26 protein-coding genes, 1 pseudogene and 1 riboswitch are annotated in these 24,467 nt (G+C 75.1%); of the genes and pseudogenes, 8 read left to right on the plus strand and 19 right to left on the minus strand.

Features of this window, described 5'->3' with window-relative positions:
* Positions 1–27: 27 nt before the first annotated feature.
* From MCAG_RS15910 to MCAG_RS15930, 5 genes are all read right to left on the minus strand, one after another.
* A complete protein-coding gene (locus tag MCAG_RS15910; RefSeq protein ID WP_036373659.1) occupies positions 28–813 on the minus strand; it encodes a polysaccharide deacetylase family protein in 786 nt (261 codons plus the stop codon).
* Between the two features lie 71 nt (positions 814–884).
* Positions 885–1,844: a MerR family transcriptional regulator gene (locus tag MCAG_RS15915; RefSeq protein WP_007074007.1), complete on the minus strand. Its 960-nt coding sequence runs from the start codon at positions 1,842–1,844 to the stop codon at positions 885–887.
* Positions 1,834–2,451: an isopentenyl-diphosphate Delta-isomerase gene (gene idi / locus MCAG_RS15920; protein WP_007074008.1), complete on the minus strand. Its 618-nt coding sequence runs from the start codon at positions 2,449–2,451 to the stop codon at positions 1,834–1,836. Before idi ends, MCAG_RS15915 begins: the two co-directional genes overlap by 11 nt.
* On the minus strand, positions 2,448–3,989 hold the full coding sequence (gene crtI / locus MCAG_RS15925; RefSeq protein WP_083802288.1) for a phytoene desaturase family protein: 1,542 nt from the start codon (positions 3,987–3,989) through the stop codon (positions 2,448–2,450). The genes idi and crtI overlap by 4 nt, the downstream gene beginning before the upstream one ends.
* 28 nt (positions 3,990–4,017) lie before the next feature.
* A complete protein-coding gene (locus MCAG_RS15930) occupies positions 4,018–5,172 on the minus strand; it encodes a polyprenyl synthetase family protein (RefSeq protein WP_007074010.1) in 1,155 nt (384 codons plus the stop codon).
* A gap of 67 nt (positions 5,173–5,239) precedes the next feature.
* Here MCAG_RS15930 and MCAG_RS15935 point away from each other — a divergent pair, with 67 nt between their 5' ends.
* Positions 5,240–6,163, plus strand: coding sequence for a phytoene/squalene synthase family protein (locus MCAG_RS15935; protein ID WP_036373662.1), 924 nt, complete (start codon positions 5,240–5,242; stop codon positions 6,161–6,163).
* Positions 6,160–6,258: pseudogene (locus tag MCAG_RS34870) on the plus strand (deoxyribodipyrimidine photo-lyase); the annotation flags it as partial. The gene MCAG_RS15935 and the pseudogene MCAG_RS34870, both read left to right, overlap by 4 nt.
* Before the next feature lie 8 nt (positions 6,259–6,266).
* On the opposite strand, the gene MCAG_RS15940 reads toward MCAG_RS34870, so the two are convergent.
* A complete protein-coding gene (locus tag MCAG_RS15940; protein WP_036377289.1) occupies positions 6,267–7,367 on the minus strand; it encodes a serine hydrolase in 1,101 nt (366 codons plus the stop codon).
* A gap of 166 nt (positions 7,368–7,533) precedes the next feature.
* On the opposite strand from MCAG_RS15940, the gene MCAG_RS15945 reads away from it, so the two are divergent.
* Positions 7,534–8,982, plus strand: coding sequence for an NAD(P)/FAD-dependent oxidoreductase (locus tag MCAG_RS15945; RefSeq protein WP_036373665.1), 1,449 nt, complete (start codon positions 7,534–7,536; stop codon positions 8,980–8,982).
* 16 nt (positions 8,983–8,998) lie between these two features.
* Here the strand turns inward: MCAG_RS15945 and MCAG_RS15950 are convergent, their stop codons facing one another.
* Complete coding sequence (locus MCAG_RS15950) at positions 8,999–9,760, minus strand: crotonase/enoyl-CoA hydratase family protein (RefSeq protein ID WP_007074014.1); 762 nt, start codon at positions 9,758–9,760, stop codon at positions 8,999–9,001.
* Between the two features lie 285 nt (positions 9,761–10,045).
* On the opposite strand from MCAG_RS15950, the gene MCAG_RS15955 reads away from it, so the two are divergent.
* From MCAG_RS15955 to MCAG_RS15970, 4 genes are all read left to right on the plus strand, one after another.
* Positions 10,046–11,074: an AraC family transcriptional regulator gene (locus tag MCAG_RS15955; protein WP_050777982.1), complete on the plus strand. Its 1,029-nt coding sequence runs from the start codon at positions 10,046–10,048 to the stop codon at positions 11,072–11,074.
* 204 nt (positions 11,075–11,278) lie between these two features.
* A riboswitch (cobalamin riboswitch) is annotated at positions 11,279–11,478 on the plus strand.
* A 36-nt stretch (positions 11,479–11,514) separates the two neighbouring features.
* Complete coding sequence (gene bluB, locus MCAG_RS15960) at positions 11,515–12,141, plus strand: 5,6-dimethylbenzimidazole synthase (protein WP_036373668.1); 627 nt, start codon at positions 11,515–11,517, stop codon at positions 12,139–12,141.
* A gap of 90 nt (positions 12,142–12,231) precedes the next feature.
* Positions 12,232–12,576, plus strand: a complete 345-nt coding sequence (locus MCAG_RS15965; RefSeq protein WP_007074017.1) for a hypothetical protein — start codon at positions 12,232–12,234, stop codon at positions 12,574–12,576.
* A 97-nt stretch (positions 12,577–12,673) separates the two neighbouring features.
* Positions 12,674–13,525 (plus strand): DUF2231 domain-containing protein, encoded by an 852-nt coding sequence (locus MCAG_RS15970; protein WP_007074018.1) that lies wholly within the window; start codon positions 12,674–12,676, stop codon positions 13,523–13,525.
* Positions 13,526–13,708: 183 nt separating this feature from the next.
* Here MCAG_RS15970 and MCAG_RS15975 read toward each other — a convergent pair whose 3' ends face one another.
* The 12 genes from MCAG_RS15975 to MCAG_RS16030 all read right to left on the minus strand — a co-directional run bounded on the left by MCAG_RS15975 (position 13,709) and on the right by MCAG_RS16030 (position 23,059).
* On the minus strand, positions 13,709–14,887 hold the full coding sequence (locus tag MCAG_RS15975; RefSeq protein WP_007074019.1) for a LysM peptidoglycan-binding domain-containing protein: 1,179 nt from the start codon (positions 14,885–14,887) through the stop codon (positions 13,709–13,711).
* 16 nt (positions 14,888–14,903) lie between these two features.
* Entirely contained in the window at positions 14,904–15,275 is a 372-nt protein-coding gene (locus MCAG_RS15980; RefSeq protein ID WP_232290391.1) for a hypothetical protein, read from the minus strand.
* A 137-nt stretch (positions 15,276–15,412) separates the two neighbouring features.
* On the minus strand, positions 15,413–15,892 hold the full coding sequence (locus tag MCAG_RS15985; RefSeq protein WP_036377295.1) for a TadE/TadG family type IV pilus assembly protein: 480 nt from the start codon (positions 15,890–15,892) through the stop codon (positions 15,413–15,415).
* Complete coding sequence (locus MCAG_RS34875; RefSeq protein ID WP_232290190.1) at positions 15,889–16,428, minus strand: TadE/TadG family type IV pilus assembly protein; 540 nt, start codon at positions 16,426–16,428, stop codon at positions 15,889–15,891. Before MCAG_RS34875 ends, MCAG_RS15985 begins: the two co-directional genes overlap by 4 nt.
* Positions 16,429–16,448: 20 nt before the next feature.
* Positions 16,449–16,658: a hypothetical protein gene (locus tag MCAG_RS15995; protein WP_007074023.1), complete on the minus strand. Its 210-nt coding sequence runs from the start codon at positions 16,656–16,658 to the stop codon at positions 16,449–16,451.
* Between the two features lie 28 nt (positions 16,659–16,686).
* A complete protein-coding gene (locus tag MCAG_RS16000) occupies positions 16,687–17,550 on the minus strand; it encodes a type II secretion system F family protein (RefSeq protein ID WP_036377297.1) in 864 nt (287 codons plus the stop codon).
* Between the two features lie 85 nt (positions 17,551–17,635).
* Positions 17,636–18,589, minus strand: coding sequence for a type II secretion system F family protein (locus MCAG_RS16005; protein WP_050778191.1), 954 nt, complete (start codon positions 18,587–18,589; stop codon positions 17,636–17,638).
* Positions 18,538–20,121 carry a CpaF family protein gene (locus MCAG_RS16010; RefSeq protein ID WP_036373671.1) on the minus strand — a complete coding sequence of 528 codons (1,584 nt, stop codon included), beginning with the start codon at positions 20,119–20,121 and terminating at the stop codon, positions 18,538–18,540. Before MCAG_RS16010 ends, MCAG_RS16005 begins: the two co-directional genes overlap by 52 nt.
* The gene (locus MCAG_RS16015; protein WP_007074027.1) at positions 20,111–20,911 is read right to left on the minus strand and encodes a hypothetical protein; all 801 of its coding nucleotides are present in this window, start codon (positions 20,909–20,911) and stop codon (positions 20,111–20,113) included. Before MCAG_RS16015 ends, MCAG_RS16010 begins: the two co-directional genes overlap by 11 nt.
* A 2-nt stretch (positions 20,912–20,913) precedes the next feature.
* A complete protein-coding gene (locus MCAG_RS16020) occupies positions 20,914–21,573 on the minus strand; it encodes an SAF domain-containing protein (protein ID WP_007074028.1) in 660 nt (219 codons plus the stop codon).
* The gene (locus MCAG_RS16025; RefSeq protein WP_157548091.1) at positions 21,570–22,523 is read right to left on the minus strand and encodes a hypothetical protein; all 954 of its coding nucleotides are present in this window, start codon (positions 22,521–22,523) and stop codon (positions 21,570–21,572) included. The genes MCAG_RS16020 and MCAG_RS16025 overlap by 4 nt, the downstream gene beginning before the upstream one ends.
* On the minus strand, positions 22,517–23,059 hold the full coding sequence (locus MCAG_RS16030) for a hypothetical protein (RefSeq protein WP_232290191.1): 543 nt from the start codon (positions 23,057–23,059) through the stop codon (positions 22,517–22,519). Before MCAG_RS16030 ends, MCAG_RS16025 begins: the two co-directional genes overlap by 7 nt.
* Positions 23,060–23,735: 676 nt before the next feature.
* Here MCAG_RS16030 and MCAG_RS16035 point away from each other — a divergent pair.
* Positions 23,736–24,455 (plus strand): A24 family peptidase, encoded by a 720-nt coding sequence (locus MCAG_RS16035; protein ID WP_050778192.1) that lies wholly within the window; start codon positions 23,736–23,738, stop codon positions 24,453–24,455.
* Positions 24,456–24,467: the final 12 nt, after the last annotated feature.

Consider the following 24,467-nt stretch of genomic DNA (forward strand, 5'->3'; position numbering starts at 1 on the left):
GCTGCAAAACAGCAGTTCACGGGCGGTCTAGCCGAGCCGGGTGAGCCCGTAGCGCCGCTGCAGGTCGCCGATCAGGCGAGCGCAGGCGGCGACCGTGGCGGCCCGGTTCCCGCCCCCGTCGTGCATCAGCACGACCGAGCCTGGCCTGGCCGCGCTGGTGACCCGCTTCGTGATCGTCGGGGCGGTCGGCTTCGCCCAGTCCTGCGGGTCGACGCTCCAGTGCAGCGATCGCATGCCGAGCTGCTTCGCCACCGTCACCACCTCGGGGGTCCACCGCCCGCCCGGCTGGCGGTAGAGGGACACCTTGGCCCCTGGCGCGGCCGCCCCGATGGCGCGGTTGGTGCGCGCCAGGTCGGCGCGGATCTCGACGACCGGCCGCCGGCCGAGGTCGATGTCGTGCCGCCAGCTGTGGTTGCAGAGTTGGTGACCCTCGCGGGCGATTCGGGCGACCAGCTGCGGGTGCTTCCGTACCTGCGTGCCGACCACGCAGAAGATGGCCTTCGCCCCAGCCGCCCGGAGCTGGTCGAGGATCTTCGGCGTCCACGTCGGGTCGGGCCCGTCGTCGAAGGTCAACGCCACCGCCCGGCCGCCCGTGGTCCGGCGCAGCCCGGCCGGGAGGGCGGTGGGGCGCGGGCGCAGCCGGGGCGGGGTGGTGCGGGTCGGCTTGGGCGCGACGGTCGGCTCCGGTGTCGGCTCCGGCGAGGCCGACGGGGAGGCGGTGGCCTCCGACCACCGGTCGGTCTGCCGCCCGCTGCAGCCGGTCAGGAACAACGCCAGGCTGAGGCCGAGCGCCAGTACGGTGCGTGCGCTCATCGTCACTCCGAGGGGTCGGGGGCCGTGGGCCACTCGACGCTAGTGGACGACGCACAAAAACGGCAGGGCGGTCAGCCCTCTACCGATTGGTCCAGCGAGTCGCGTACGGCAAGGGCGAGCGAGACCGCCTCGGCCAGGTCGACCGGGCGGACCACGCCGGCCGGCAGCGAGTCGGCCCGCCAGCCCGGGCCGGCGGCCAGCACCAGCAGCGGCCGGCGCGGGCTGGCCAGCAGCGCGGTGAGCTGGGCCGGGTCGGCGGTGGCCAGGGTGTGCGACCAGATCACCACGGCGGCCGGGCCGGTACGGTTGACCGCCTCGACCAGGGCCGCCGCCGGCACCCGGGCACCGAGCATCCGATACGCGACGCCGGCCTCGGCCAGCGCGGCGGCGAGCGCCTCCAGCGGCAGGGTGTGCTGCTCCTCGTCGGCGCAGGAGAGCAGGAGGCGGGCCGGGCCGGTGGCCGAGCCGGCGCGCGCGACGGTGGCGAACGCCTCCGAGACGCACCGCGACAGCAGGTGCTCCACCTCGATGAGGCCGGCGGTGGCGGCGTGCCGTTCGCCGATGCCGGCGAGCACCGGGCGCAGCAGCCCCTCCCAGGTGGCCACGACGCCGTCGGTGGCCAGGGTCTGCCCGATCGTCTCCCCGATCGCCACCGAGTCCAGCCGCATCGCGGCCCGGGCCAGCCCCCGGGCCGCGGGGCCGGCCCGCCCGACCGGGATGGTCTGCCCGCCGCCGTCGCGCTCGCCGCCCGGCCGGACCCGGTTGGCGACGACGGTGGGCGGCTCGCCGGCCGGGCCGGGAACCGGCACCTGCCGGGCCCAGCGGGCCGCCTCGGCCGGGGTGACCCCATCCGAGGTGAGCTTGCGCATGATCTCCAGGCGGGCGAGATCGGCCGGCGTGTACCGCCGGTGGTGGCCCGGCAGGTGCTGGCTGGGGCCCAGCCCGTACCGCTGGTGCCAGGTGCGCAGCGTGGTGACCGCGACGCCCAGTCGGCGCGCCACGGCCCCCGCGCTCAGCGCCTCATCGCCCACCCGACCGCTCCGCCGCGTCATCCGCCCCGGAACCGGCCGGGACCGCGCTGGTGCCGTCGGCGACCGCCGGCGGGGACGGGCGCAGCAGGCGGTTCACCACCCCGCCCAGCCAGGGCGCGTACGGGTGTGGGTCGACGGCGAGGTCGGCCTCCAGCGCCGCCGGGTCGACCCAGCGCAGCTCGGCCACCTCGTCCGGGTCCGGCCGCACGGGTAGGTCGGCCGGGACGTCGGCACGCAGCACGTGGTCGTACTCGAACTCGACCCGGCCCGTGGTCGGGTCCTCGGCGTAGTAGACGTACACGCCGGCCTCGGTCAGCTCGACGGGCCCGACACCCAGCTCCTCGCCCAGCCGGCGGTTCGCGGCGAGGACGAGCGACTCGCCCGGCGCGGGGTGGCCGCAGCAGGAGTTGGCCCAGCGCAGCGGGAACCGGGTCTTCGCGGCGGCCCGACGCTGGAGCAGCACCCGGCCGTCCGGGGCGACCAGCAGCACGGAGAAGGCCCGGTGCAGCCGGCCGGGCGGCTGGTGGGCGGCGGCCACCGTCGCCTCGCCGTGGGCCCGGCCGCCGTCGTCGACCAGCTCGACCAGGTGTCCCTCCCGGGCGCTCACCGGAATCCGCCTTTGTTCGTGGCTGCGGGACTCCGCTTCGCTGCGTTCCGCGCGCTCGCGGGTGGCCCCCCTGTGACGCGGGAGGCGGCCAGCTTGCCGGAGATCAGGACCATCGGCACGCCCACGCCCGGCTGGGTGCCGGAGCCGACGAACACCACGTTGGCGAGCGTCCGGTGCAGGTTCGACGGGCGGAACGGGCCGGTCTGGAAGAGGCTGTGCGCGGACGCGAACGGGGTGCCGGCGGCCATGCCCTGCTCCGCCCACTCGGCCGGGGTGATCGCCCGCAGCACCTCGACGCCATCGCCGAAGCCGACGTACCCGCGCTCCTCCAGCGTCCCGAGGAGCTGGTCGGCGTACCGGCGGGTGAGGTCGCCGCGCCACTCGAACGGGGCCCGGTCGAGGTTCGGCACCGGGGCGAGCACGTAGTACGTGTGCCCGCTGGTCGGGGCGACCGACGGGTCGGTGCGACTGGGGTTGGTGACGAGCAGGGACGGGTCGGTCATCAGCTCCCCCCGCCGGATCACCTCGTCGAACGTGCCCTTCCAGGATCGTCCGAAGTGGATGTTGTGGTGGGCGATTTTCTCATAGCCCTGCCGCGAGCCGACGTGCAGCACCACGCACGACGGTGAGTAGGTCAGCCGGCGCCGCCGGGCCGGCGGCAGCAGGTCCCGGTAGGCGACCGGCAGGTCCGGGTTGAGCACCACCACGTCGGCTTCGACGAACTCGCCGTCGGCGGTGACCACCCCGGTAGCCCGGCCGTTCGCGGTCTCCACCCGGGCCACCGTCGTGCCGTACCGGATCTGCACGCCGTGCTTCTCCGCCGCGCTGGCCATCGCCCGGGAGACCGCGTGGATGCCGCCGCGCGGAAAGTAGACCCCGGCCACCGAGTCGAGGTACGCGATGACCGCGTAGATGGCCAGCGCGTCGTGCGGGGCGAGCCCGGCGTACATGGCCTGGAAGGAGAAGATCCGTTGGGTACGCGGGTCGCGGAAGAACTGCTCGATCTTCGTCTGGAGCCGGCGGAACGCGCCGCCCGCCAACAGCTTCAGCAGGTTGCCGGTGAGCAGGTCGGTGGGGGCGTCGAGGTTACGGTCGATGAAGTCGGCCCGCTCCAGCCGCCACAGCTTTCGCGCGTAGTCGACGAAGCGAAGGTAGCCGTCGGCCTCGCGGGGCCCGCAGACCGAGGCGATCTCGGCGGCCATCCGGGTGGTGTCGGTGATGACGTCGAGCGTCGAGCCGTCCGGGTAGTACGCCCGGTACGCCGGGTCCAGCGGCATCAGCTCGACCCAGTCGCCCAGCTCCTCGCCGACCGCGTCGAGCGCCTCGGCGATCAGGTCGGGCATGGTGAGCACGGTGGGGCCGGTGTCGAACTCGTACCCGTCGACGATGAGCCGGCCGGCCCGGCCGCCCGGCACCGCCTCGCGTTCGAGCACGGTCACCTGCCGCCCGCTGCCGGCCAGGTGCAGCGCGCAGGCCAGCCCTCCGAGCCCCGCCCCGACGACCACCACCCGGTCCGTACGTCCGGTCACGGTGCGCACGCGACCACCTCCCTCACGAGGTTGCCCATCATGCCCGCCGCGTGGTGGCGGCGGTGGCGAGGCCCGTCAGCGCCGTGTGCGCGGTCTCGTCGACCGACGCGGTGTCGAGTGCGGCCAGCGCCTCGGCGACCCGATCGGAGATCATCCGTTCGACCCGGGCGACCGCACCGGTGTCGGTGACCAGCTCGGCCAGCCGGGCCACCTCGCGGGTGCCGGTGACCGTGCCGGCCCGCTCCAGCGCCCGGCGCTGGGTGCCGGTGGCGAACTGCCGGGCGAGCACCAGCAGCGCGGTCGGCTTGCCGGTGCGCAGGTCGTCGCCGGCCGGCTTGCCGGTGGTGGCCGGATCGCCGTAGACGCCGAGCAGGTCGTCGCGGAGCTGGAACGCCTCGCCGACGGCCAGGCCGTAGCGGGTGTACGCGGCGGTCAGCGGCGCGTCGGCGTCGGCGCCGGCCAGGAGCGCGCCGAACAGCAGCGGGCGCTGGACGGTGTAGCTGGCGGTCTTGTAGCGGGCGACCCGCAGGGCCCGGTCCAGCGACCAGTTGCCCGCGTCGTTCTCGCCCAGGATGTCGAGATACTGCCCGGCGACCGTTTCGACCCGCATCTGGTCGTAGCAGCGCCGGACGTCGAGCAGCCGGGCCGGCGGCACGGTGGCGTGTGCCAGCAGCCGGTCGGCCCAGACCATGCAGAGGTCGCCGATGAGCACGGCCACCGCCTCGCCGAACCGCTCCGGGTCGCCGGTGTGCCCGGCGGCGGCGTGCCGGGCGGCGGCGGCCCGGTGCGCCGTGGGCCGGCCGCGCCGGGTGTCGGAGGCGTCCATCACGTCGTCGTGCACCAGGGCGAACGTGTGCAGCAGCTCCAGGGCCGCGAGCGCCGGCAGTACCGCCGGCAGGGGCTCGGCCCCGCCGGCCGCGCCACGCCAGCCCCAGTAGGCGAACGTGGGCCGGACCCGCTTGCCGCCGGCCAGCACGCAGTCGCGTGCCGTCGCGGCGAATCCGCCCATCGCCACGTCGATCTCGGCGAGCGCGGCGACCTCGGCGGCAAGGAACGCCGCGAGAGTGTCGTCAACGCACTTGACCAGGTCTTTCGTGAACGCGGCCAGTACACCGCGGACCGGATCGCCCGTCGCTTCCGGCTGTGCCGGCGCGACGCGGAGCGCATTTCCCGCAGGTGCGTCGTTGGCCATGTCGGCGAGCGTACCCTAGGGTTACGAGTTGCGTCGATTTCTGCGTCGATTTCAAAGGGGGGGGCCGGTGGACGTCGACCTCACCGCTGCCTATGACCGCTGCCGCGAGCTGCACAGACGTCACGGCCGCACCTACTATCTCGCCACTCGCCTGCTCCCCGCATGGAAACGGCGGCATGTGCACGCCCTGTACGGCTTCACCCGGTACGCCGACGAGATCGTCGACCGTACCGAGAACCTGCCGCCCGCCGGGCGGGCCGCCCGGCTCGACGACTGGTCGAGCCGCTTCCTGGCCGGGCTGGGCGGGGCCCCGGTCGACGACCCGCTGCTGCCGGCGGTGCTGCACACCATTGCCGTCTTCGACCTGGACCGGGCCGACTTCACGTCGTTTCTGCGCAGCATGGCGATGGATCTGACCGTCACCGCGTACCCGACCTACGACGACCTGCTCGACTACATGGAGGGCTCGGCCGCCGTCATCGGCACCATGATGCTGCCGATCCTCGGCAGCTCCGACCCGGCCGCCGCCCGCGAGCCCGCCCGGCAGCTCGGCTTCGCCTTCCAGCTCACCAACTTCATCCGGGACGTCGCCGAGGACCTGGCGCGCGGCCGGACGTACCTGCCCGACGAGGACCTGGCCAAGTTCGACGTGACCCGCGAGGACCTGTTCGCCGCCGCCGCGCGCGGCTGGAGCACCCCCCGGATCCGCGACCTGATCGAGTACGAGGTGAGCCGCGCCCAGGCGCACTACGAGGCCGCCGCACCGGGCATCACCCTGCTCGCGCCCGCCTCCCAGGCGTGCATGCGCACCGCGTACGCCCTCTACGGCGGCATCCTCGACGAGGTCGCCGCCCAGGACTACGACGTGTTCGTCCGGCGGGCGCTCGTGCCCCGGCGGCGGCGGCTGGCCGTGGCCGGACGGGCCCTGCTCACCCCGACCGGCACCCCCGTCGTGGTCCCCGGCCCGGCCCTGGCACCCACCGGCCCATGACGCGTACCGCCATCGTCCTGCTCACCCGCGACCTGCGGGTGCACGACCAACCGGCGTTGGCCGCCGCCTGCGCCGCCTTCGACCGGGTCGTCCCGCGGCGTGCTCAGAGGCAGGAGTGCAGGGCCTCGACGAGGTCTTCGACACGGTCGTGCTCGGCCAGCCGCGCGGTGGCGTACGCGAAGACGTAGCCCCGCTCCGGGTCGGCCCAGGCGCTGCTGCCGCCGATCCCGCCCATGCCCCAGCTGCCGTCCGGCTCCCGCTGCATGCCCAGCGTCCAGCACGCCCGGCGGTCCAGCACCAGGTCCGGGCCGTCGTACTGGGCCCGGGTCGCCTCGGCGACCAGCTCCGGGCTGAACAGCCGCACCCCGTCCAGGACGCCCCCGGCGAGCAGACCGGCGTAGCAGCGAGCCAGGCCGGCAGCCGTGGCGTGCAGGTTCACCGCCGGCACCTGCGCGCCCCGCCACAGCGGGCTGTTCAGCACCGCCACGTCGAGGCCGCCCGCCGGGTTGCCCAGCGCCGCCGCCCGCAGCGACCCCGGCTCGCCGAGCGTGCGGACCGGCCAGTCCGGGTCGGCGTACGACAGTTCGGCGCACCGCCGCTGGTCGGCCGCCCCGAGCCCGAAGCCCAGGTCGAGCCGCCACGGGCCGGCGATCTCCTCGGCCAGGAACCGGCCCACCGGCCGCCCGTCCACCCGGCGCACCAGCTCGCCCACGAGGTGCCCGTACGTCCAGGCGTGCTCTCCCGCGACCGTCCCCGGCGTCCATTGCGGCTCGGCGGCGGCCAGGTCGGCGCAGAGCAGGCCCCAGTCGGCGACCGCGCCGGCCGGCCGGGGCACCGGAAACGCCGGCAGTCCGGCGGTGTGGCTGAGCACCTGGCGGACCGTGGCCGGCGCGCGGAAACCGGGCCAGTGCTCGGCCACCGGGTCGTCGAGGTCGAGTCGCCCCCGGTCGACGAGCAGGAGCAGGCAGAGGGCGGCCAGCGGCTTGCCCACCGAGTAGACGTTGACCAGCGTGCCCGGCCGCCACGGGTCACCGGCCCCCGCCAGCGGCACCGCCAGGCCGGGCGGGACGGCCGCGCGGGAACCGGCGACGAGGTCGACGACCGGCGTGCCGTCGTACCAGATGGCGAGGCCGGCCCCGGTTTCCCGGCCCGCGGCGAACAGGTCGTGGAAGCAGTCCCGGACGGGGGCGAAGCGCGCACGCATCCGGCCACAGTAGGTGCCCACGGGCCCGGAAGGCGCGGCAATTCCGGCCGTTGTCGCGGTCGCCACCGATGCGGACGCTGGTGTCGGTGAGGGTTCGCCGGTCCCCTGGTGCGGGGATTCCGGCAGCGCGGTGGCCGCCGGTCGTCCGGTGCGGAATGCTGGCCCGATGGCGGAACCGGAACTGGTGGACGTGGTCGTGCTCGGGCTCGGGGTCGGCGGGGAGGAGGTGGCCGGCCGGCTCGCCGAGGCCGGCCTGAGCGTCGTCGGCGTCGAGCGGAGGCTGGTCGGCGGCGAGTGCCCGTACTGGGGGTGCATCCCGAGCAAGATGATGATCCGGGCGGCGAACGCCCTCGCCGAGGCGCGGCGGGTCAACGAGTTCGCGGGCGAGGCGGAGGTCCGGCCCGACTGGGCCCCGGTGGCGAAGCGGATCCGCGAGGAGGCCACCGACACCTGGAACGACCGGGCCGCGGTGGAGCGGTTCACCGGCAGGGGCGGCCGGTTCGTGCGGGGCAGCGGGTCGCTCGACGGCCCCGGCCGGGTCCGCGTCGGCGACCGGGTCTTCCAGGCCCGGCACGGCATCGTGCTCGGCACCGGCACCCGGCCCTTCGTGCCGCCGCTGCCAGGCCTGGCCGACACGCCGTACTGGACGAACCAACAGGCCATCGAGGTCGAGGAGCTGCCGGGGGCCCTGCTGGTGCTCGGCGGGGGCGCGATCGGGCTGGAACTGGCCCAGGTCTTCGCCCGGTTCGGCGTCGAGGTGACCGTGCTGGAGGAGTCGGAGCGGGTGCTCGCCGCCGAGGAGCCCGAGTCCTCAGAGGTGGTCGCCGCCGCCCTGCGCGCCGACGGGGTGCGGATCGCCACCGAGGTACGGGCCGAGCGGGTCGACCACGACGGGCGGGCGTTCACGCTGCGCGCGGTGGGCGGTGCCGAGTTCACCGCCGAACGGCTGCTGGTGGTCACCGGCCGGCGGGCGCACCTCGAAGAGTTGGGGCTCGACACCGTCGGCGTCGACCCGGGCCAGCGGTTCCTCGCCGTGGACGACCGGATGCGCGCCGCCGACGGGATCTGGGCCGTCGGCGACCTGACCGGGGAGGGAGCGTTCACCCACATCGCCATGTACCAGGCGGCCATCGTGATCGCCGACGTGCTCGACCACGTCCGGCGGGCGCAGGCCGGTGCGGACGCGAGCGGTGCCGCCAGCGCGGCCGGCGGCGCGGCGCGCACGGAGGGCACCGGGATCGCCGGAGGGGTGCCGCACGCCGACTACCGGGCGCTGCCCCGGGTCACCTTCACCGACCCCGAGGTCGGCGCGGTCGGGATCACCGAGCGGCAGGCCCGCGAGCGGGGCATCAACGTGCAGGTCGGGGTGAGCCGGCTCGACTCGTCCACCCGGGGCTGGATCCACCGGGGCGACGGGTTCGTCAAGCTGGTCGCGGACGCCGACCGGGGGGTGCTGGTCGGGGCCACCTCGGTCGGCCCGGCCGGCGGCGAGGTGCTGTCGGGGCTGGTGGTGGCGGTGCACGCGGCGGTGCCGCTGAGCCAGCTCCGGCACATGATCTACGCGTACCCGACCTTCCACCGCGCCATCGAGACCGCCCTGCGCGACCTCGGGTAGCGGGCGGCCGACACCGTCAGGCGGGGGCTCCGTGGCGGCCCGCGCCGGCCGCGAACCGGGCGGCCCCCGCCGACGCGTCGGCTGCGAGGGACGACACGCCGTACGCCAGCTCGACCGCGAGGGCGTCCGGCTCGGGCAGGTTCGCGCCGGCCAGCACCGCCGCCCGGTCGTTGCGCAGGCACGCCTGCGGATGCCGGGCGATCTCGGCGGCCAGCCGCTCGGCCTCCGCGCGGGCCTCGCCCGGCGCGACCAGCCGGTTCACCAACCCCATCGTGTACGCCTCCCCGGCGGGCACCGGCCGGCCCGTGAGGATCAGGTCCATCGCCCGGCTCTCGCCGATCAGCCTCGGCAGCCGGACCGTGCCGCCGTCGACCAGTGGCACGCCCCAACGGCGGCAGAAGACTCCGAGCACCGCGTCGGACTCGGCGACCCGCAGGTCGCACCAGAGCGCCAGCTCCAGCCCGCCGGCCACGGCGTGCCCGGAGATCGCCGCGATCACCGGCTTGGACAGGCGCAGCCGCGTCGGGCCCATCGGGCCGTCGCCGTCCGGCTCGACGCGGTTGCCGCTCGGCGTGCCGATCGCCTTGAGGTCCGCGCCCGCGCAGAACGTGCCGCCGGCCCCCCACAGCACGGCCACCGCCGCCGCCGGGTCGGCCTCGAAGGCGCGGAACGCGTCGGCCAGGGCCCGGGCGGTGGGCCCGTCGACGGCGTTGCGGGCCGCCGGCCGGTCTAGGATTACCGTGGTCACCTCGGCGGCGCGCTCGACCCGTACCCCCATCGCGACAGCATGCCCGGCTCGGGTGCCGGCGCGCCAGCGCCCGGCGGCGTAGGTGAAACGTGACGGCCGGCGGTGTTCGTTGCCCGTACATCGGCTTCGCACACCGGACAGTCGGGCACGTGGCGACTTCTATCGCCTCCCGTGGACGACCAGAATGCGCGCTGAAAGGGCCACGACCGCTGGCGGCGTGACTCCGAGCAGTGCGCCGCCCCGCTATTTCTGGCTCCGGGCGAGGTGAGGACGAGGGCACCGGTTGGCGCCTCCGTCGGCGATGCGGGAGGTGTCGTGACAGGACGTGCCGGCGCGAAACCACCGGCGGCGAAACAGACCGAGTACGGCGACGAGGTGCCCGCCGACTCGCCGCCATGGGCGCGGCTGGCCACGGACGATCCAGACGAGGCGCACCGGTGGCTGCTGGCTGCCTACCCGGACCACCGGATCCGCGCGTTCGGCCGTACCGGCGAGTTCACCTTCCGTGCCACCCATGCGCGGTTCGGCGCGGCCAGCCTCGCCCGGGTGCGCTACGCGATGAACGCGGACAACGATGTGTTCGCCCAGGATGTCGTCGGGGTGGCGGAGGTGCTTTCCGGCGGCTGGGGGCTCGACGCCGGGGCCGGGGAGGTCATGGCCGGAGCGGGTGACCTGCTGCTGGTGCCGCCCCGGCGGACCAGGACGGTCCTGCACCGCGACATGGAAGTCGTCGCCTTGGAGCTTCCCCTCGCCGAGGTGCGGCGGGTCGCGCAGGAGCGGTGCGGCATCGCGCCGGTGAACCTGCGGTTCCAGGGACTGCTGCCGGTGTCCCCGGCCGCCGCGGGCCTCTGGCGCGACACCAGGCGGTATCTCACCCGGGTCGTGCTGCCGGACACCGCGTTCGGGGCGAACGCCCTGGTGCAGGCGGAGGCGCTCAGGCTGCTGGCGGCCGTCGCGCTGTCCACGTTCCCCAACACGACGATGACCGAGGCACCGACCCGCGGCGACGGGGCCATCGCGCCGGCGGCGGTCCGGCGCGCGGTCGCCTACATCGAGGAACACGCGGACCAGGCGTTGACCGTGACGGACGTCGCGATCGCGGCCAGGCTGGGCGCGCGGGCGCTCCAGCAGGCCTTCCGGCGGTACCTCGACACCACCCCGACGCTCTACCTGCGGCGGGTACGCCTGGAGCGGGTGCACCGCGACCTCCAGGCCGCCGAGCCCGGCGCGGGCCTCACCGTGGCGGCCGTCGCCGCCCGCTGGGGTTTCGTCCACCTGGGCCGGTTCGCCACCCAGTACCGCCGGGCCTACGGGCGGTCGCCCAGCCAGACCCTGCGGGAATGACCGGCGGCTCGCGCCACCGGCGTGCCTGACCGCCCCCTGGCGGTGGTGGGTACGCCGGCGCGTGGCCTCCGACCCGCGTAGCTGGGGCCGTCGCCGCAGGCCGGAGCGCTGCCGCGGGCCGCGACCGGCCGAGGGAGTTGGGCCGTCAGGCCGTGTTGGACGGTCGCCGCGCTGGGCCGCCGCCGCGCGAGGCGCTAGCATCGCGGCGGCACGATCATGTGAGGTGCCCCGCGTGCGCGGGGAGAATCGGGAAGCCGGTGGAAAACCGGCACGGGCCCGCCGCGGTGACCGGGGAGCCACCGTCCACGCGCGAGGAGCGCAGCCACTGGCCGTCCGGCTGGGAAGGCGGACGGCCAGGCGTCGATCCGGGAGTCCGAAGACCGGCCTCGCGTCGACCGCCCACCCGCGAGGGGTGGGCCGAGCGCAGCGGGAGCCTGCCTGTGGAACTCTACGACGCCATTCACCGCCGCCGGGACGTCCGGGCCCAGTTCACCGGGGACCCGGTGCCGGCCGACACCCTGCATCGGATCCTCGACGCGGCACACGCCGCGCCCAGTGTCGGCTTCTCGCAGCCGTGGGACTTCGTCCTGGTCCGGGACGCCGACGTCCGCCGCCGGTTCCACCGGCACGTCCAGGCCGAGCGGGCCACCTTCGCCGCCACCCTGGACGGCGCGGCGGCGGACCGGTTCGCGCCTATCAAGATCGATGGGGTGCTGGAGTCGACGCTGTCGGTCGTCGTCACGTACGACCCGCAGCGCGGCGGCCCGGCCGTGCTCGGCCGGCACGCCATCGCCGACGCCGGCCTCTACTCGGTCTGCCTGGCCATCCAGAACCTCTGGCTCGCCGCCACCGCCGAGGGGCTGGGCGTCGGGTGGGTCTCCTTTTACCGGGAGCCGTTCCTGGCCGAGCTGCTGGGCGTCCCGGAGGGCATCCGGCCGGTGGCCTGGCTCTGCGTCGGGCCGGTCACCCACCTGGAGGCCGTGCCGGACCTGGAGCGGCACGGGTGGCGACGGCGGAGGCCCCTCGCCGAGGCGGTGCACCACGACCGCTGGTCGTCGGGTGACTGATCGACCGAATAGCCAATTCAGGTATGTCGATGTGGTGACTAGGCTTGCGATCGCACTGAGTGATCATTCGACTACACGTGGAGGGGTTCCATGCGTACCACCGTCAAGGTCCTGGCCGCGTCCGCCCTCGCCACCCTGGGCCTGGCCGCCGCCGTCGGCACCCCGGCCCTCGCCTCCGCCCCGGCACCCTTCTGCGAGTCCGGCGCGTCGCAGTTCTACTGCGACGCCAGCAGCACCGGCACGACGACCTGGAGCATCACCTGGTACTCCGGCAGCGTCGGCACCTTCACGACCGCCGGGTCGACCCTCTTCGCCGCCTGCCCGGCCAGCAACATCGGCCGCCCCGTACGGGCCAGCTACAGCTACTTCGACGGCAGCGTGACCCAGTACAGCGGCACCACCCAGTTCATCTGCCGCAGCGGCCCCTGGCTGTAAGCCGTCCCCTGTCCGGCGTACGCGCGACCCGCGCGTACGCCGGACACCCGTCACGGCTGCCCGGTTTGCGACCGCTTCCGCCGGGAATCCGGACGGAATGAGGGCACTCTTGACAAAAATCGAACGGGCCTCGGCGCTGGACCGGGCCGGCGACCGGTTGCAACGCGCCGTCCAGGCCACCCTGCGCCCTCAGCGGGTCCGCGACCTGCTGCACGGCGTCTTCCTCGGCCACCCGCTGCACCCGGCGCTGGTGCAGGTGCCGATCGGCTCCTGGATCAGCGCCGCCGTGCTCGACCTGCTGCCCGGCCAGCGCCGGGCGGCCACCACCCTGGTCGGACTGGGCACGGTCAGCGCCCTCCCGGCGGCGGTCGCCGGGCTGAACGACTGGGCGGCCCTCTCCCGGGACCAGCGCCGCATCGGGCTGGTGCACGCCGCGTCGAACACCATCGCTCTGACCCTGTACGCGGGTTCGCTGGCGGCCCGGCTCAACGGGCGGCACGGGGCGGGGCGGGCGCTGGCGTACCTCGGGATCAGCGCGGCGAGCGCGGGCGCGTACCTCGGTGGGCACCTGGCGTACAAGCAGGGGGCGCAGGTCAACCAGAGCGTCTCCGAGCTGCACCGGATCGGCGAGGGCTGGCACGCGCTGGCGGACCTCGCCGCGCTGCCCCAGCGGAAGCTGGTCACCCGTGAGATGGACGACGTCTCGGTGATCCTCTACCGGCACGGCGACGAGGTGACGGTGATGCTGGAACGCTGCCCGCACCAGAGCGGCCCGCTCGGCGAGGGCGAGGTCACCGAGATCGACGGGCACGCCTGCGTCGTCTGCCCGTGGCACGGCAGCGCGTTCCGGCTCAACGGGGGCGAGGTCATGCACGGGCCGTCCGGCAACGACCAGCAGGTCCTGCCGACCCGCGTGGTCGACGGGGTCCTGGAGGCGCGGCTGCCCTGAGAGCGACGAGCCCAGGCCCGCCTGGGCTCAACGCGCCTGGCTCGGCGTGGGCGGGCCCGCTTGGCTCGGCGTGAGCGGGCCCGCCTGGCTCGGCGTGGGCCGGAGACGCCGCCGCAATGTCGCCGGCATGGCGGTTTCTCCTGCGCCGGATGCCGCAATATCGCCGACCTGGAGTCGCGGAGGTCAGTCCCGGCGGTGTCGGCCGGTGACGAGGGCACGCGCGCCGCTGGTGGCCCTGGCGATCGCCGGCCGGCGGCGCAACCCGAGGACCGCCCCGATCTGCGCCCCGACGATGCTGGCGACGGCGAGCACCGCGGAGACCGCGAGCGGCCGGTTCACCTGGTCCCCCGCGCCCGCCCGGGACGCCCCGGCGGCCATCGCCGGCTGCGGCCCGCCGGGCGGCTGGGCGATCTGCTGGGTGCCGTGCGACGAGCCGGCCGACGACGAACCGGCCGGCGGCTGGCCGGTGGGCTGGGCGGCGGACGGCCCGGGAGTGGGGCGGGTGGCCCGTGACGACGGCGGCGTCGCCCCCGGTGCCGCCGGAGCGTCGGCGGCCGGCGGGTTGGCAGGGGACGACGGTGGCCGGGGGGTGGTCGTGCCACCGGGGGCGGGCGTCGTGGGCCGGACCACGAGCTTGCCGGTCGCGTGGGTGCGGGCCCCGGCGTCGTGGACGCCGTCGGGCAGGGTGATCAACTGCCCGGGGCGGATGCGGTCCGGGTCGCGCAGGCGGTTCAGCTTCGCCACGTCCCGGTAGCGGTCGAAGTCGTCGAGGTAGCGCTCGGCCACCTCGCCCAGGTAGTCACCCTTCGCCACCCGGTACACCGCGGGCTCCGTCTCCCGTGGCAGGTCGGCCACCGGCGTTGCGGAGCGGGCGTCGACCACCGGCGTCGCGGTGACCGGGCGGGCCGCCGGGGCGGCGACAGCGGGCGCGACGGCGGCGGGGTACGGGCCGGAGAGCACGGTGGCCGCGCTGGCAGCGGCCGGGCTCGCCGCCACGATCAGGGCCACCGAGCCGACCAGTGCCGCCGCGGCCCGCTGTTGCCGGCTCATGCCGGGCAGCCGGGGTGCCGGCCGGCGCAGCGACTGCGCGCCCAGCTCCACGAGCACGGAGAAGGCGAAGGTGGCCCAGCCGAACCAGCCGACCAGGGCCAGCGCCCGCAGGAAGAGCTGACCGTCGTCGCGGCTGGTCAGCGTGGCGCCGATCTCGGCGAGGGTGGGTACGTGGTCGGGCAGCGGGTTCCCGGCGAAGGCGATCAGCGCCACCGGCCCCCCGACCAGTACCGCGATCAGCACGACCAGCGCGCCGAACCCGGTGAGTACCTGCCCGACCCGCCGTACGGCGGAGCGACCCGGTGCGGCCATGGCGTGCCTTCCCTTCCTAGGGGCCCTCGGTTAGGGCGCGTGCGGTGGCCTCGCCGGAGACGGTGACGGCGTCACCGAAGCCGAAGAAGCCGAGCAGGTAGCGGTCGTAGGTGACGGTGACCCGGACCCGGATCAGCTTCTCCCCGCCGACGACGGGGAACTCGACGTCGTGGTCGGTGGCCCCGGCGGCGGCGAGGTAGCTCGTCACCGCCGTCCTGGCCGCCGCCTCGTCGATCTCCTTGCTGCCGCCCTCGATGGCCTTCGCCCGGTCGATCGACTGGCCGCCGGTGCGGGCCGCCTCGGCCGCCAGGTTGTCGGCCAGTTGCCGGGAGCGGAGTTGCCCGGCACCGTCGAAGGCCAGGCCGATGATCGCGAGGACGCCGATCATCGCCGCCGCGAGGAACAGACTGACCCGGCCCTCGTCGCCGCGCCACCGGCGGCCCGGGCCACCGGCGGGGGCGGTGGCCACACCCTCGCGCGGACCGTCGGGGGCGGTGTGCACGGCTCCACCGGGGGCGCGGGCGGTCACGACCGGCTCCGGTAGCGGTCCAGCGGGGAGGTGAAGCTGGCCGAGATCGTCCGGCTGGCCGCCATGTCGGGCAGCAGTGCCAGGTCGATGTCGGTGAAGGTGACCGTGCAGGTGACCTCCACCGTCACGGCGGCGGGCGTCCCGGGGCCGCTGTCGAACGCGTCGGCGAAGCTGGCCGGCGCGCCGTTCACCGAGCCGCGCAGGGTGAGCGAGGGCTGGCCGGCGCAGTTCGCCCGCTGCCAGTCGAGCTGGCCCTGCGCCGCAGCCAAGGCCCGGTCGCGGGCCGTCCCGGCGTCGCGGGAGATGGACGCGGCGCGCGCGGCGTCGTGCGCCGCCGACTGGACGGCCTCCTGCGCGATCGCCGTACGCCCGGCCACACCGGCCAGCACGATCAGAGCGATGAACGCCGGGGCGAGGACGGCCACCTCGACGGCGACGGAGCCGCGTTCGGCTGCGGGGCGGGGCGCGCGGCTCATCCCGTCGTCCACCGTTCGACCGTGCCGTGGGCGGTCTGGCGCACCGGGAAGCTGACGCCGGGGATGACCGACAGAGAGTCTCCGCTGACCGTGCAGATCACCTCGGCGGTGTCGGCGATGGTGGTCACGCAGGCCGGACCCGGCTGGTCCCAGCCGACCAGCCAGTCCCCGGCGGCGGTGAGGAAGTCGACCGCCCGCGCCTCGCCGGCACCGGCCGGGGCCTCGTGGAGGCGCTGGGCGTTGACCGCGCTCTGCGCCGCGTTCAGCGCGGTGGCGCGGGCGACGAACCAGGCGGCGACCTGGATCGAGGCGAAGAGCAGCACCAGGATCGCCGGCATCACCACCGCCAGCTCCACCGGGTTGGCCCCCCGCTCCGCCCCGCCGCCGGTGAGCCGCCGCCGAGCCGCCTGGCCGAGCCGTACGCCGCCGGTGAGCCGCCGCCGGGTCCGCTGACCGAGCCTTACCCCTGACCGGCGTGCCCCGTGGCGGCGCAGCCCGGCGGGCCCGTCGGCGGGTGCCGACCGGCTCCGGTCCACGCGCGCGGTACGGTCCGGCACTACGGGGCCGTCGGGGCCTGGTTGTTCGGGATGGCGTTCATCCAGTTGTTGGCCTTGGCCAGGGCGAGCCCGGTGACGGCCATCGCCACGGCGACCAACCCAAAGATGATCACCGCGGTCGGGACGGGGCTGTCGCCGCGTTCGCCGTCGCGGCGCAGCTCGGCCAGCCGTGTCGTCAGCGCGACGTGCAGATAGGCGATGAGGTGCATGACGTTGCTCCTTCGGGAGGGGAGGGGTTCACAACCGGGCGATGAACGGGTAGACGGCGAAGCCGAGCAGCACGAAGACCAGCAGGGAGCCCGGGATGTCCAGCCGGCTGGTGACCGCCTCGGCGCGGGCCAGATTGTCGGTGCGGATCTGGTCGCGCAGGGAGTCGGCCCGGCTGCGCAGCGTCTCGTGCACCTGCGCGCCCTCGCTGCCGGACGAGCGCATGATCGCCCCGACGTCGCCCAGCTCCGGGATGCCGATCCGGTCGGCCAGCTCGCGCAGCTCGTCCCAGGGCGAGTGCATCTGCATCTGGGCGATCCGCAGCGACTCCCGGATCCGGTCGAAGACCCAGCCGTCGCAGACCGCGGCAGCCCGCTCCAGGGCCTGCACCGGGCCGTGCGCGGCCGAGAGCTGCAACGCCACCAGATCCAGGTAGGTGCAGACCGCCTGGCGGAACTCGTCCCGGGCGGCGTCGGCCCGGGCCAGCACGCTGCGGTGCGCCACCAGGGCGGCGACGAACGCCATGCCGATGCTGCCCACCAGCGGCACGGTCAGCGGCACGGACACGCCGCCGAGGAAGAGCACCGCGCCGACGAAGGCCGGGGTCACCAGCCCCACCAGGGCGGAGAGCAGCAGGGACAGGGCGTACTGCTCGGGCGTGCGGTCGAGCAGGGCGAGCTGCCGGTGTGGCGGGCTCAGCCAGCGGGCGAACCCGCCGATCCAGTCGAGGCTGCTCCCCTTGACGGCCCGGCCGGTGCCCGGCGGCTGGTGCAGCCGGCGCAGGGCGGGGCCGAGCGCGGGTGCGGCCGGCAGCGCCTCCCGGACCACCAGGAACAGCCCGAGCCCCACCGCCGCGCCGCCGCCGACGGCCAGGGTCAGGTGCCAGTTGAGGATCACCGGTGCCGCCCTCCGTCCGCAGTCCGCCGGTGTGCGGGCCCGCCGGGACCAGCCGCGAAGCTCGCTGACGCACTCCCCACGTTCACCCGATCACCTCCGACAGGTTGGGGGCGGGCAGGAAACGCGCCGGCCGGGGCGGCTGGCTCATCGCCCGCACCCAGGCCAGCAGCCCGACGAACGCCGAGCCGAGCACGAACATCACGAGCTGCCCGAACGGCGTGCCGTACGGGCGGATGTAGTCGGTGTTGACCAGCCCGTACGCCAGGGTCAGCAGGGTCATCCCGGTGAGGAAGCGGACCGCGAAGCGCGGCTGGGTACGCTTCGCCTCGATCTCCCGCCGGGTGGCGACCTCGGCGGCGGCGGCCCCCGCGATCGAGCCGAGCACGTCACCGAGCCGCTCGCCCCGGTCGGACAGGTGCAGGATCAGCGCCGCCACCACCTGATCGCACACCGGGTCGCCGATCTCGTCGGCGAACGCGAGCAGCGCGGACTTCGCGAGCCAGCCGGCCTGGAGGCGGGCGGCGAGCAGCCGTACCTCCTCCTCGATCTCCTCGGGGGCGGTGGCGAGCGTGCCGAGGATGGCCTGCTGGAGGCCCTGGCCGGTGGACGAGACGTCCTTGAGCCGGCGGGTCCACTCCCCGACCGCCTCGATCCGGGCGATGGCTTGCTGCTCGGCCCGGCCCACGGAGAACAGCCACGGCGCGCCGGGCACCGCCACGGCGACCAGCAGGCCGACCACCGGCAGCCCGGTGAGCAGGAACGCCACCGCGCCGGCCAGCGCCGCCCCGCCGAGCAGGACCTGATGGTTGCGCCGCTGACGGGGCGTGCCGGAGCCGAGCCAGAGCCGGCTCAGCCCTCCGCCGGGCCTCGCGCCCGGTGCCGGGCCGGCCGGCCGGGTGGTGCCGACCAGCGCCACGACGGCCAGCACCAGGCCGGCCACGCACGCCGCGCCGGAGACCACGGCCACCAGCTCGATGTTCGCGGTCACCGGGCCACCGCCCTCGCGCCGAGCCGGGTGTGCCGGGGCCGCCGCCAGGCCCCGGCGCCGGCCTCGATCCAGCGGCCCAGCAGCCGGGCGTCGTAGCCCACCCGCAGCAACTGGTCGCGGACACGCTCCGGCAGGTGCCGAGGGACGGCCCGGCCGTCCGGGCCGGGGCCGAAGACTGTGGTGGTGGTGATCCGGCTGCCCTCGCCGACGCCGATGACCTCCTCCACGTGGGAGACGAAGCGGTGCTTGCGTCCGCCGATCGCGGTCTCGTCCTCCACGGTGACGTAGACGATCAGGTCGAGGGCGTTGCCGGCCATCCGGCGGGCCTGGTCGACGGTCATTTCCCGGCCGTGGGAGAGCGCCAGCTCGACGATCCGTTCGCCCACCCCGCCCGGTGAACGGGCGTGGATGGTGCACATCGACCCCCGGCTGGTGGTCATGGCCTGGAGCATCGGCACGATCTCCCGGGACCGCACCTCGCCGACGATGATCCGTAGCACGCCCATCCGCAGCGAGACGGGGATCAGGTCGGCGATGCTCACCTCGCCGGCCGGCCGGCCGTCCAGCCCGCGCTCGCCGTGCCCCTCCCGGGCCTCGAAGCTCATCACCGCCCGGTGCTTGTGCCCCCGGCGGGTGGGCAGCAGCTCCCGGCTCTCCTCCAGCAGCACGTACGGCTCGTCGGCCGGGATCTCGTCCATCAACGCCCGAATGACGGTGGTCTTCCCCGCTCCGGCCAGCCCCGCGACCATGATGTTCAGCCCGGCCCGCATGGACGCCCGGAGGAAGTCACGTAGCAGCGGGTCGATCATCTCGTCCAGGTCGCCCCGGCCACCGGCGATGTCGTCGAGACTCACCTCGAGGGTGTTGTGCTTGCGGATCACCGCGTACGGGCGGTGGCTGACCAGGAACACCGCGGCCAGCCGGCTGCCGTCGGGAAGTTGCAGGTCCAGGGTCGGCTTCGAGGTGGACAGCGACCGCTCGGTCGCCCCGGCCCGCCGCGCCGCAGCCTGGAGGATCTCCACCAGCTCGTCGTCGCTGTCGGCGATCGGGTCGGCCCAGTCGACCCCGCCACCGTGCCGGGTGATGCGCACCTGGTCGCAGCCGAGGATGTGCACCTCCTCGATGGTGCCGTCGACCAGCAGCGTCTGGAGCCGCCCCAGGCCGACCAACTCGGCGGTCACCTGGTCGAGCAGCAGCCGCTCCTCCCCGGCGGCCATCGGGGTGCCGGCCCGGCGGACCGCGTCGGCGTACTCGGCGACCACCGCGACGGCGAGCCGGGCCCGCTCGACGTCCTCGGCGTCGGCGTCGAACTCCCGGCCGCGCTGCCACAGGGTGAGCCGCTCGCTGAGCTCCCGGCGCAGCTCCCGTACCACCGCGAAGTCCACCCGGGGCCGGGGCGGTGCTGGCGCGACGGGCGGCGCCGACGCGGCCCCCACCGGCGGCGCGGGCTGCTGGTGGCCGCCGTGCGGCGCGGGCTGCGCATGGCCACCGTTCGGCGCGCCGGACAGCGGCGGCGCGATGGACGTCGCGCCGGCCTGCCGCGCCACCCGGGGGTCGTGTGAAACCGGCTCAAACCGCACCCGGCACCCCCTGGGTGACCGGCCAGGCCAGCCTGGCCCGGCGGCGGTCCAGCAGCGCCCGGACCGGCACCTCCAGCGCGCCGGCCGCGCGCATCAGCGGCCGTCCGGCCCGCACGGTCCCGCCGAGGGTCAACACCTCTGCGGTACGCGGGTCGTCCGGCAGTCGCGCGATCACCGGCAGCCGCAGCGCCTTGCTGATCTCGCCCCGCCCGTGGCCGTCACCGATCGGCAGCAGCCGCAGCGTGCCCGGCGGGACCCGGTGCTCGGTGAAGTCCCGCTCGATCGCCCGGACCATGGCCTGGGTGGCGGAGAGGTCGGGCAGCCGCGCCCGGGTGACCAGGAGGACCACGGCGGCGGCGCGCAGGATCGGCCACGGCGGGCCGGTCACCTGGAGCCGCCCGCAGTCGACCAGCACGTCGTACGGGGGGTCGCCGTGCTCCAGGTCGAGGAAGAAGTCGGTGAACCGCTGCCAGAGCGGGGCGACGCTGCCGGCCTGGGCCGGGTCCACGACGCCGGGCAGCAGCAGCCGTTCCCGGCGCGGGGCGTCCAGGTCGACCAGTTGCGACCAGAACGCCGTCTCCAGGCTGCCGTCGCGCAACTCCCCCACGGCCAACTCGCCGATGCCCCGGGGGCCGTCCAGCGCCCCGCCGAGGTAGCCGGCGAGGATCGAGCCGCCGGCCGGGTCGCACTCGGCGAGGATCAGCCGCCGGTGCCAGGTCAGGGCGCAGGCGAGCGCGGACGCGGTGACGCCCGGCGAGCCCTTGGCCGAGACCAGCGCGATGATCGCCATGCTCAGGCCGCCCGGGTCAGCACGACCGCGATCCGGCTCTGGGCGGCGAGCGCCACCACGGCGGGCACGTCCCGGGCGGTGAGCGCGACGTAGACCACCACGCTGCTGGTGCTGGGGGTCGCCGTGTCGATCACGGTCGCCTCGAAGCGGGTGCTGGTGGCCGGCTGCCCGTTCGCGCTGCGGTCCGGGGTGCTGACCAGCAGCACCCGGTCGCCGGGGTGCAGCCGCTTCGCCGGCACCCGGCCCGGGGCGAGGTCGAGTGCGAGTTGCTGCTGGCCGGGGCCGAGCAGCGGATCGTCGGTGAGCTGGCCGAGGGTCAGCAGGGTGCCCGGGGTGAGGGCGACGGCTGCCCGCATGCCGACCACGTCGTCGAGCTGCGCCGCCGGCACCGGCCGCAGCCCTTGGCCGCCGGCAACCTGCACGGTGACCAGGTCGTCCGCGCCCAACGTCCGGCCCACCTCGACCGGGCGGGCGACCGCCAGGTAGCTGCCGGTGGCCCGGACGGAGGTGACCGCGAACGCCGCGCCGAGGCCGCCGAGGGCGATCAGCAGCACGGCGAGGCCGAGCAGGCCGGGACGGACGCGCCGCTGCCGGACCACCCGGGGCGGGGCGACGGGAGCGTCCACCGGTTGCCCGGTCCCGTTGCGCGTAGCGAGACTCACCGCGTCACCACCTGAAGTTCGTCGATCTGGATCTGGACGGTGCCGCTCGTCCGGGTCTGCGGGATCTCGCCACTCTGGCCGCCACCGGACCAGCGGACGGTCCAGTGGGTGGTGGCGCTGACGTCGTACGTGTCGGCCTTCGCGTAGCCGCCGTGGTAGCCGCAGTCGGGGGAGGGACGGCCGGCGTCGGGGCCCTTCGGGTCGTACGGGGTGCCGGGGTCGTCGCAGGTGACCTGATCGCCGTTGCCCATGTCCCACACGATCTCGTCGACGGTCGCGGTGATGCTCACCGTCAGGCCCCGGTCGGACGCCGAGGCCCTCAGCGGGCCGAAGTAGTTTCGGCCCGGGCTCGCCCACATCCACACCGGCAGGCCGACCAGCCCGGGGCCGACGTCCTTGCGGGGGGCGATGGCCACCCGGGGCGGCAGCAGCGAGATCGAGGCGAGCGCCCGGCGGGCCAGCTCCTCCGGGTCGGGCGGGGTTCCGTAGCCGGGCGGCGGGGCGTCCAGCAGGACGGGGCGCTGGCTGCCAAGATCGCCGCCGTTGCAGGTGGCCAGGTACCACTGCTGGCCCTCGGGGGTGCCCTCGGGCTGCGGCTCCGCCAACTTGTAGTAGCAGCCGTCGCCGTTGTTGAACCAGCCGAGGACGTTGTCGTAGCAGGGGATGACCTTGCCGTTCCACTGGCACTTGCCGCCCCCGCCGGACTCGCCGTCGCCGGGATCCCCGCCGCCGGGATTGCCCGGGTTGCCCGGCGTGCCCGGGTCGTCGTCCCAGACGTCGCAGTCGTTCTGGCCGATGGGGCACTCGATGCCGCCCTCCCGGGCCGCCGCCACGGTGGCGGCGGGCGGGGCCGCCGCGACGGCGAGCAGGAGGGCCAGGCCGATCGCGGCGAGCAGCCGCGCGGGTCGGGTGGCCGGACCCGTACCGCCGCGACCCCGCCGGGTCAGCACGGCTGGTCCTCGTGGCCGGCGCCGTAGCTGATCAGCCAGCGGCCGTCCGGGTACCGGGTGGCCGTCGCGGTGGCCAGGTGCCGGCTGCCCCCCGAGCCGGGCACCACCCGTTTGGTCTTGGCGTAGACCAGCCGGTAGCCGGTGGTGTCCAGGCAGTCCTGGATGTCCACGGTGGCCGGGACGGAGTCCAGGTTCACCGAGGTGACGGTGGGGTCGGAGACGAACGTTCCGGTACGCACGGCACCGTGCTCCTTCGCATCGCGAATTACCAGTCGGACCCTGGTCAACAACGGATCGGCCAGGAATCTGACCAGTTCCGGGTGGCGCGGATCGCTGCGTCGGCTCGCGGCCCGGGACGCTGCGAGATATCCGGAATAGGCGGCGAGCGCCGCCTCGCGGGCCGCCCGTTCCTCGGCGGCGGAATGGGTCGGGGCGGCGCTCGACCGTGCTGCCGCGAGGGGGCGTGCGCTGGCCTCGGGCTCCGTGCCGCAGGCTGCCGTCGGCGCGGCGGTCAGGACCATGACCAGTAAGATCATCCATCGGCCGGGATGCCGTGTTCGCAACGCCGCGCCTCCTCGCTGGCGACCGGGCGGGGGCGCACCCACCGTCTCCGGGCGTGCGGCAACGCGGCCGGATCAACTCATTCGGACCTTTCGCGTTGCCGCCGCATTTACCTATGCTGATCTTCTAAGAGTCGTGCATCGTCGTCTTCTGCGGGCTCCGACGCCCCACGCTGGGGGTTGCGCCGTGCTTAAGGGGCGAGCATAAGCTGACACCTGGTGATGCAACAGAGGCAATTTGTTCGAATACTCTCGGTAAGGAATGGTGGCGATCGCGGATGGTGGGCATCGATCCCCCGTGTCGCCGCCCACGGGCGTGCGGTGACCCCCGTCGCGGTGTCGAGGGGCCGAAAGTTGCTGGCCCGTTCGGTCGAGGTACTGGGGTGCTTCAGGGGCATAGGTCCGGATTGCTCTCCCGTTGGCGGGGGGCCGTCGTCGATCGAGCGTTGTGCCCGGCCGCCGGTGCGGCGGATCGCGTGGGGGTCGGATTCCGCACCATCCGCTACACCACGGCCACCCGAGAACTACTCAGCGTGTCGCCCTGGCCAGGGGTGCCCGGGTCCCGGAGCCGGGCGTGACCAGGGAACGGCTCCGGCCCCCGCCTCTTCCGGCCCGCACTCCGCCCGCTCCGGCCGCCACGGGCCGGCGTTTCCTGGTACGCCTGACGGCCCTCCTGGCCGGCACGCCACTGCTCCGTCTCGCCGTCGCCCGGTACGCCGTACCACCGGGAGAGCCGGACCGGGTCGCCTGCCCGCGCTGCGGCACGCCGCTCGGGCTCGACCGGCCCTGGCCGGCGCTGGGCCCGGCGGCGCGCTGCGCCGGTTGCCGAGCCCGGGTCGGCGCGCCGCCCGGCACGGTCGAGCTGGCCGCGCTCGCGGCGCTGGCGACGCTGGTGGCGGTGCCTGGAACGCCGGCCGAGCGGGCGGCCCTCGCCTGGTGGCTCTGCTGCGCGGTGCCCCTGGTCCTGATCGACGTGGCCGTACACCGGCTGCCCGACCGACTCACCTGGCCGGCCGCCGGAGGAGTGCTGGCGCTGTACGGGGTGGCGGCGGCGGCCTCGGCGGGAACCGACCCCTGGCTGCGGGCCGTGGCCGCCGGGGTCGGGTTGGCGCTCGCCTTCGCCGCCACCACCCTGCTGCTGGGGCGGCGCGGCTTCGGCCTCGGCGACGCCAAGCTGGCGCTCGGGGTGGGCGCGCTGCTCGGCTGGTACGGCTGGCCTGTCCTCGTGCTCGGCCTGCTGGTCACGTTCACGCTGTCCGCCCTGACCAGCCTGGCGCTGCTGCTGGCCCGCCGGGTTCGTTGGTCCAGCCACCTGCCGTTCGGGCCGTTCCTGGCCCTCGGCGCGGTCGCCGCCCTGCTACTCACCCGCTGACCGCGTTCACCC

It is taken from the genome of Micromonospora sp. ATCC 39149, from assembly GCF_000158815.1.
In the GTDB taxonomy this organism is placed as follows: Bacteria; Actinomycetota; Actinomycetes; order Mycobacteriales; family Micromonosporaceae; genus Micromonospora.

What these genes read in the sequence shown, in the direction of transcription:
- MCAG_RS15940 (WP_036377289.1), bottom strand. Translation starts at nt 7,367, where the DNA reads ATGCGTGCGCGCTTCGCCCCCGTCCGGGACTGCTTCCACGACCTGTTC.
- MCAG_RS15975 (WP_007074019.1), bottom strand. Translation starts at nt 14,887, where the DNA reads ATGGCCGCACCGGGTCGCTCCGCCGTACGGCGGGTCGGGCAGGTACTC.
- MCAG_RS15950 (WP_007074014.1), bottom strand. Translation starts at nt 9,760, where the DNA reads ATGGGGGTACGGGTCGAGCGCGCCGCCGAGGTGACCACGGTAATCCTA.
- MCAG_RS16015 (WP_007074027.1), bottom strand. Translation starts at nt 20,911, where the DNA reads ATGGCGATCATCGCGCTGGTCTCGGCCAAGGGCTCGCCGGGCGTCACC.
- MCAG_RS15970 (WP_007074018.1), top strand. Translation starts at nt 12,674, where the DNA reads ATGAGGGCACTCTTGACAAAAATCGAACGGGCCTCGGCGCTGGACCGG.
- MCAG_RS15980 (WP_232290391.1), bottom strand. Translation starts at nt 15,275, where the DNA reads ATGATCGGCGTCCTCGCGATCATCGGCCTGGCCTTCGACGGTGCCGGG.
- MCAG_RS15965 (WP_007074017.1), top strand. Translation starts at nt 12,232, where the DNA reads ATGCGTACCACCGTCAAGGTCCTGGCCGCGTCCGCCCTCGCCACCCTG.
- MCAG_RS15945 (WP_036373665.1), top strand. Translation starts at nt 7,534, where the DNA reads ATGGCGGAACCGGAACTGGTGGACGTGGTCGTGCTCGGGCTCGGGGTC.
- MCAG_RS16030 (WP_232290191.1), bottom strand. Translation starts at nt 23,059, where the DNA reads ATGATCTTACTGGTCATGGTCCTGACCGCCGCGCCGACGGCAGCCTGC.
- MCAG_RS15995 (WP_007074023.1), bottom strand. Translation starts at nt 16,658, where the DNA reads ATGCACCTCATCGCCTATCTGCACGTCGCGCTGACGACACGGCTGGCC.
- MCAG_RS15985 (WP_036377295.1), bottom strand. Translation starts at nt 15,892, where the DNA reads ATGAGCCGCGCGCCCCGCCCCGCAGCCGAACGCGGCTCCGTCGCCGTC.
- MCAG_RS15930 (WP_007074010.1), bottom strand. Translation starts at nt 5,172, where the DNA reads ATGGCCAACGACGCACCTGCGGGAAATGCGCTCCGCGTCGCGCCGGCA.
- MCAG_RS15910 (WP_036373659.1), bottom strand. Translation starts at nt 813, where the DNA reads ATGAGCGCACGCACCGTACTGGCGCTCGGCCTCAGCCTGGCGTTGTTC.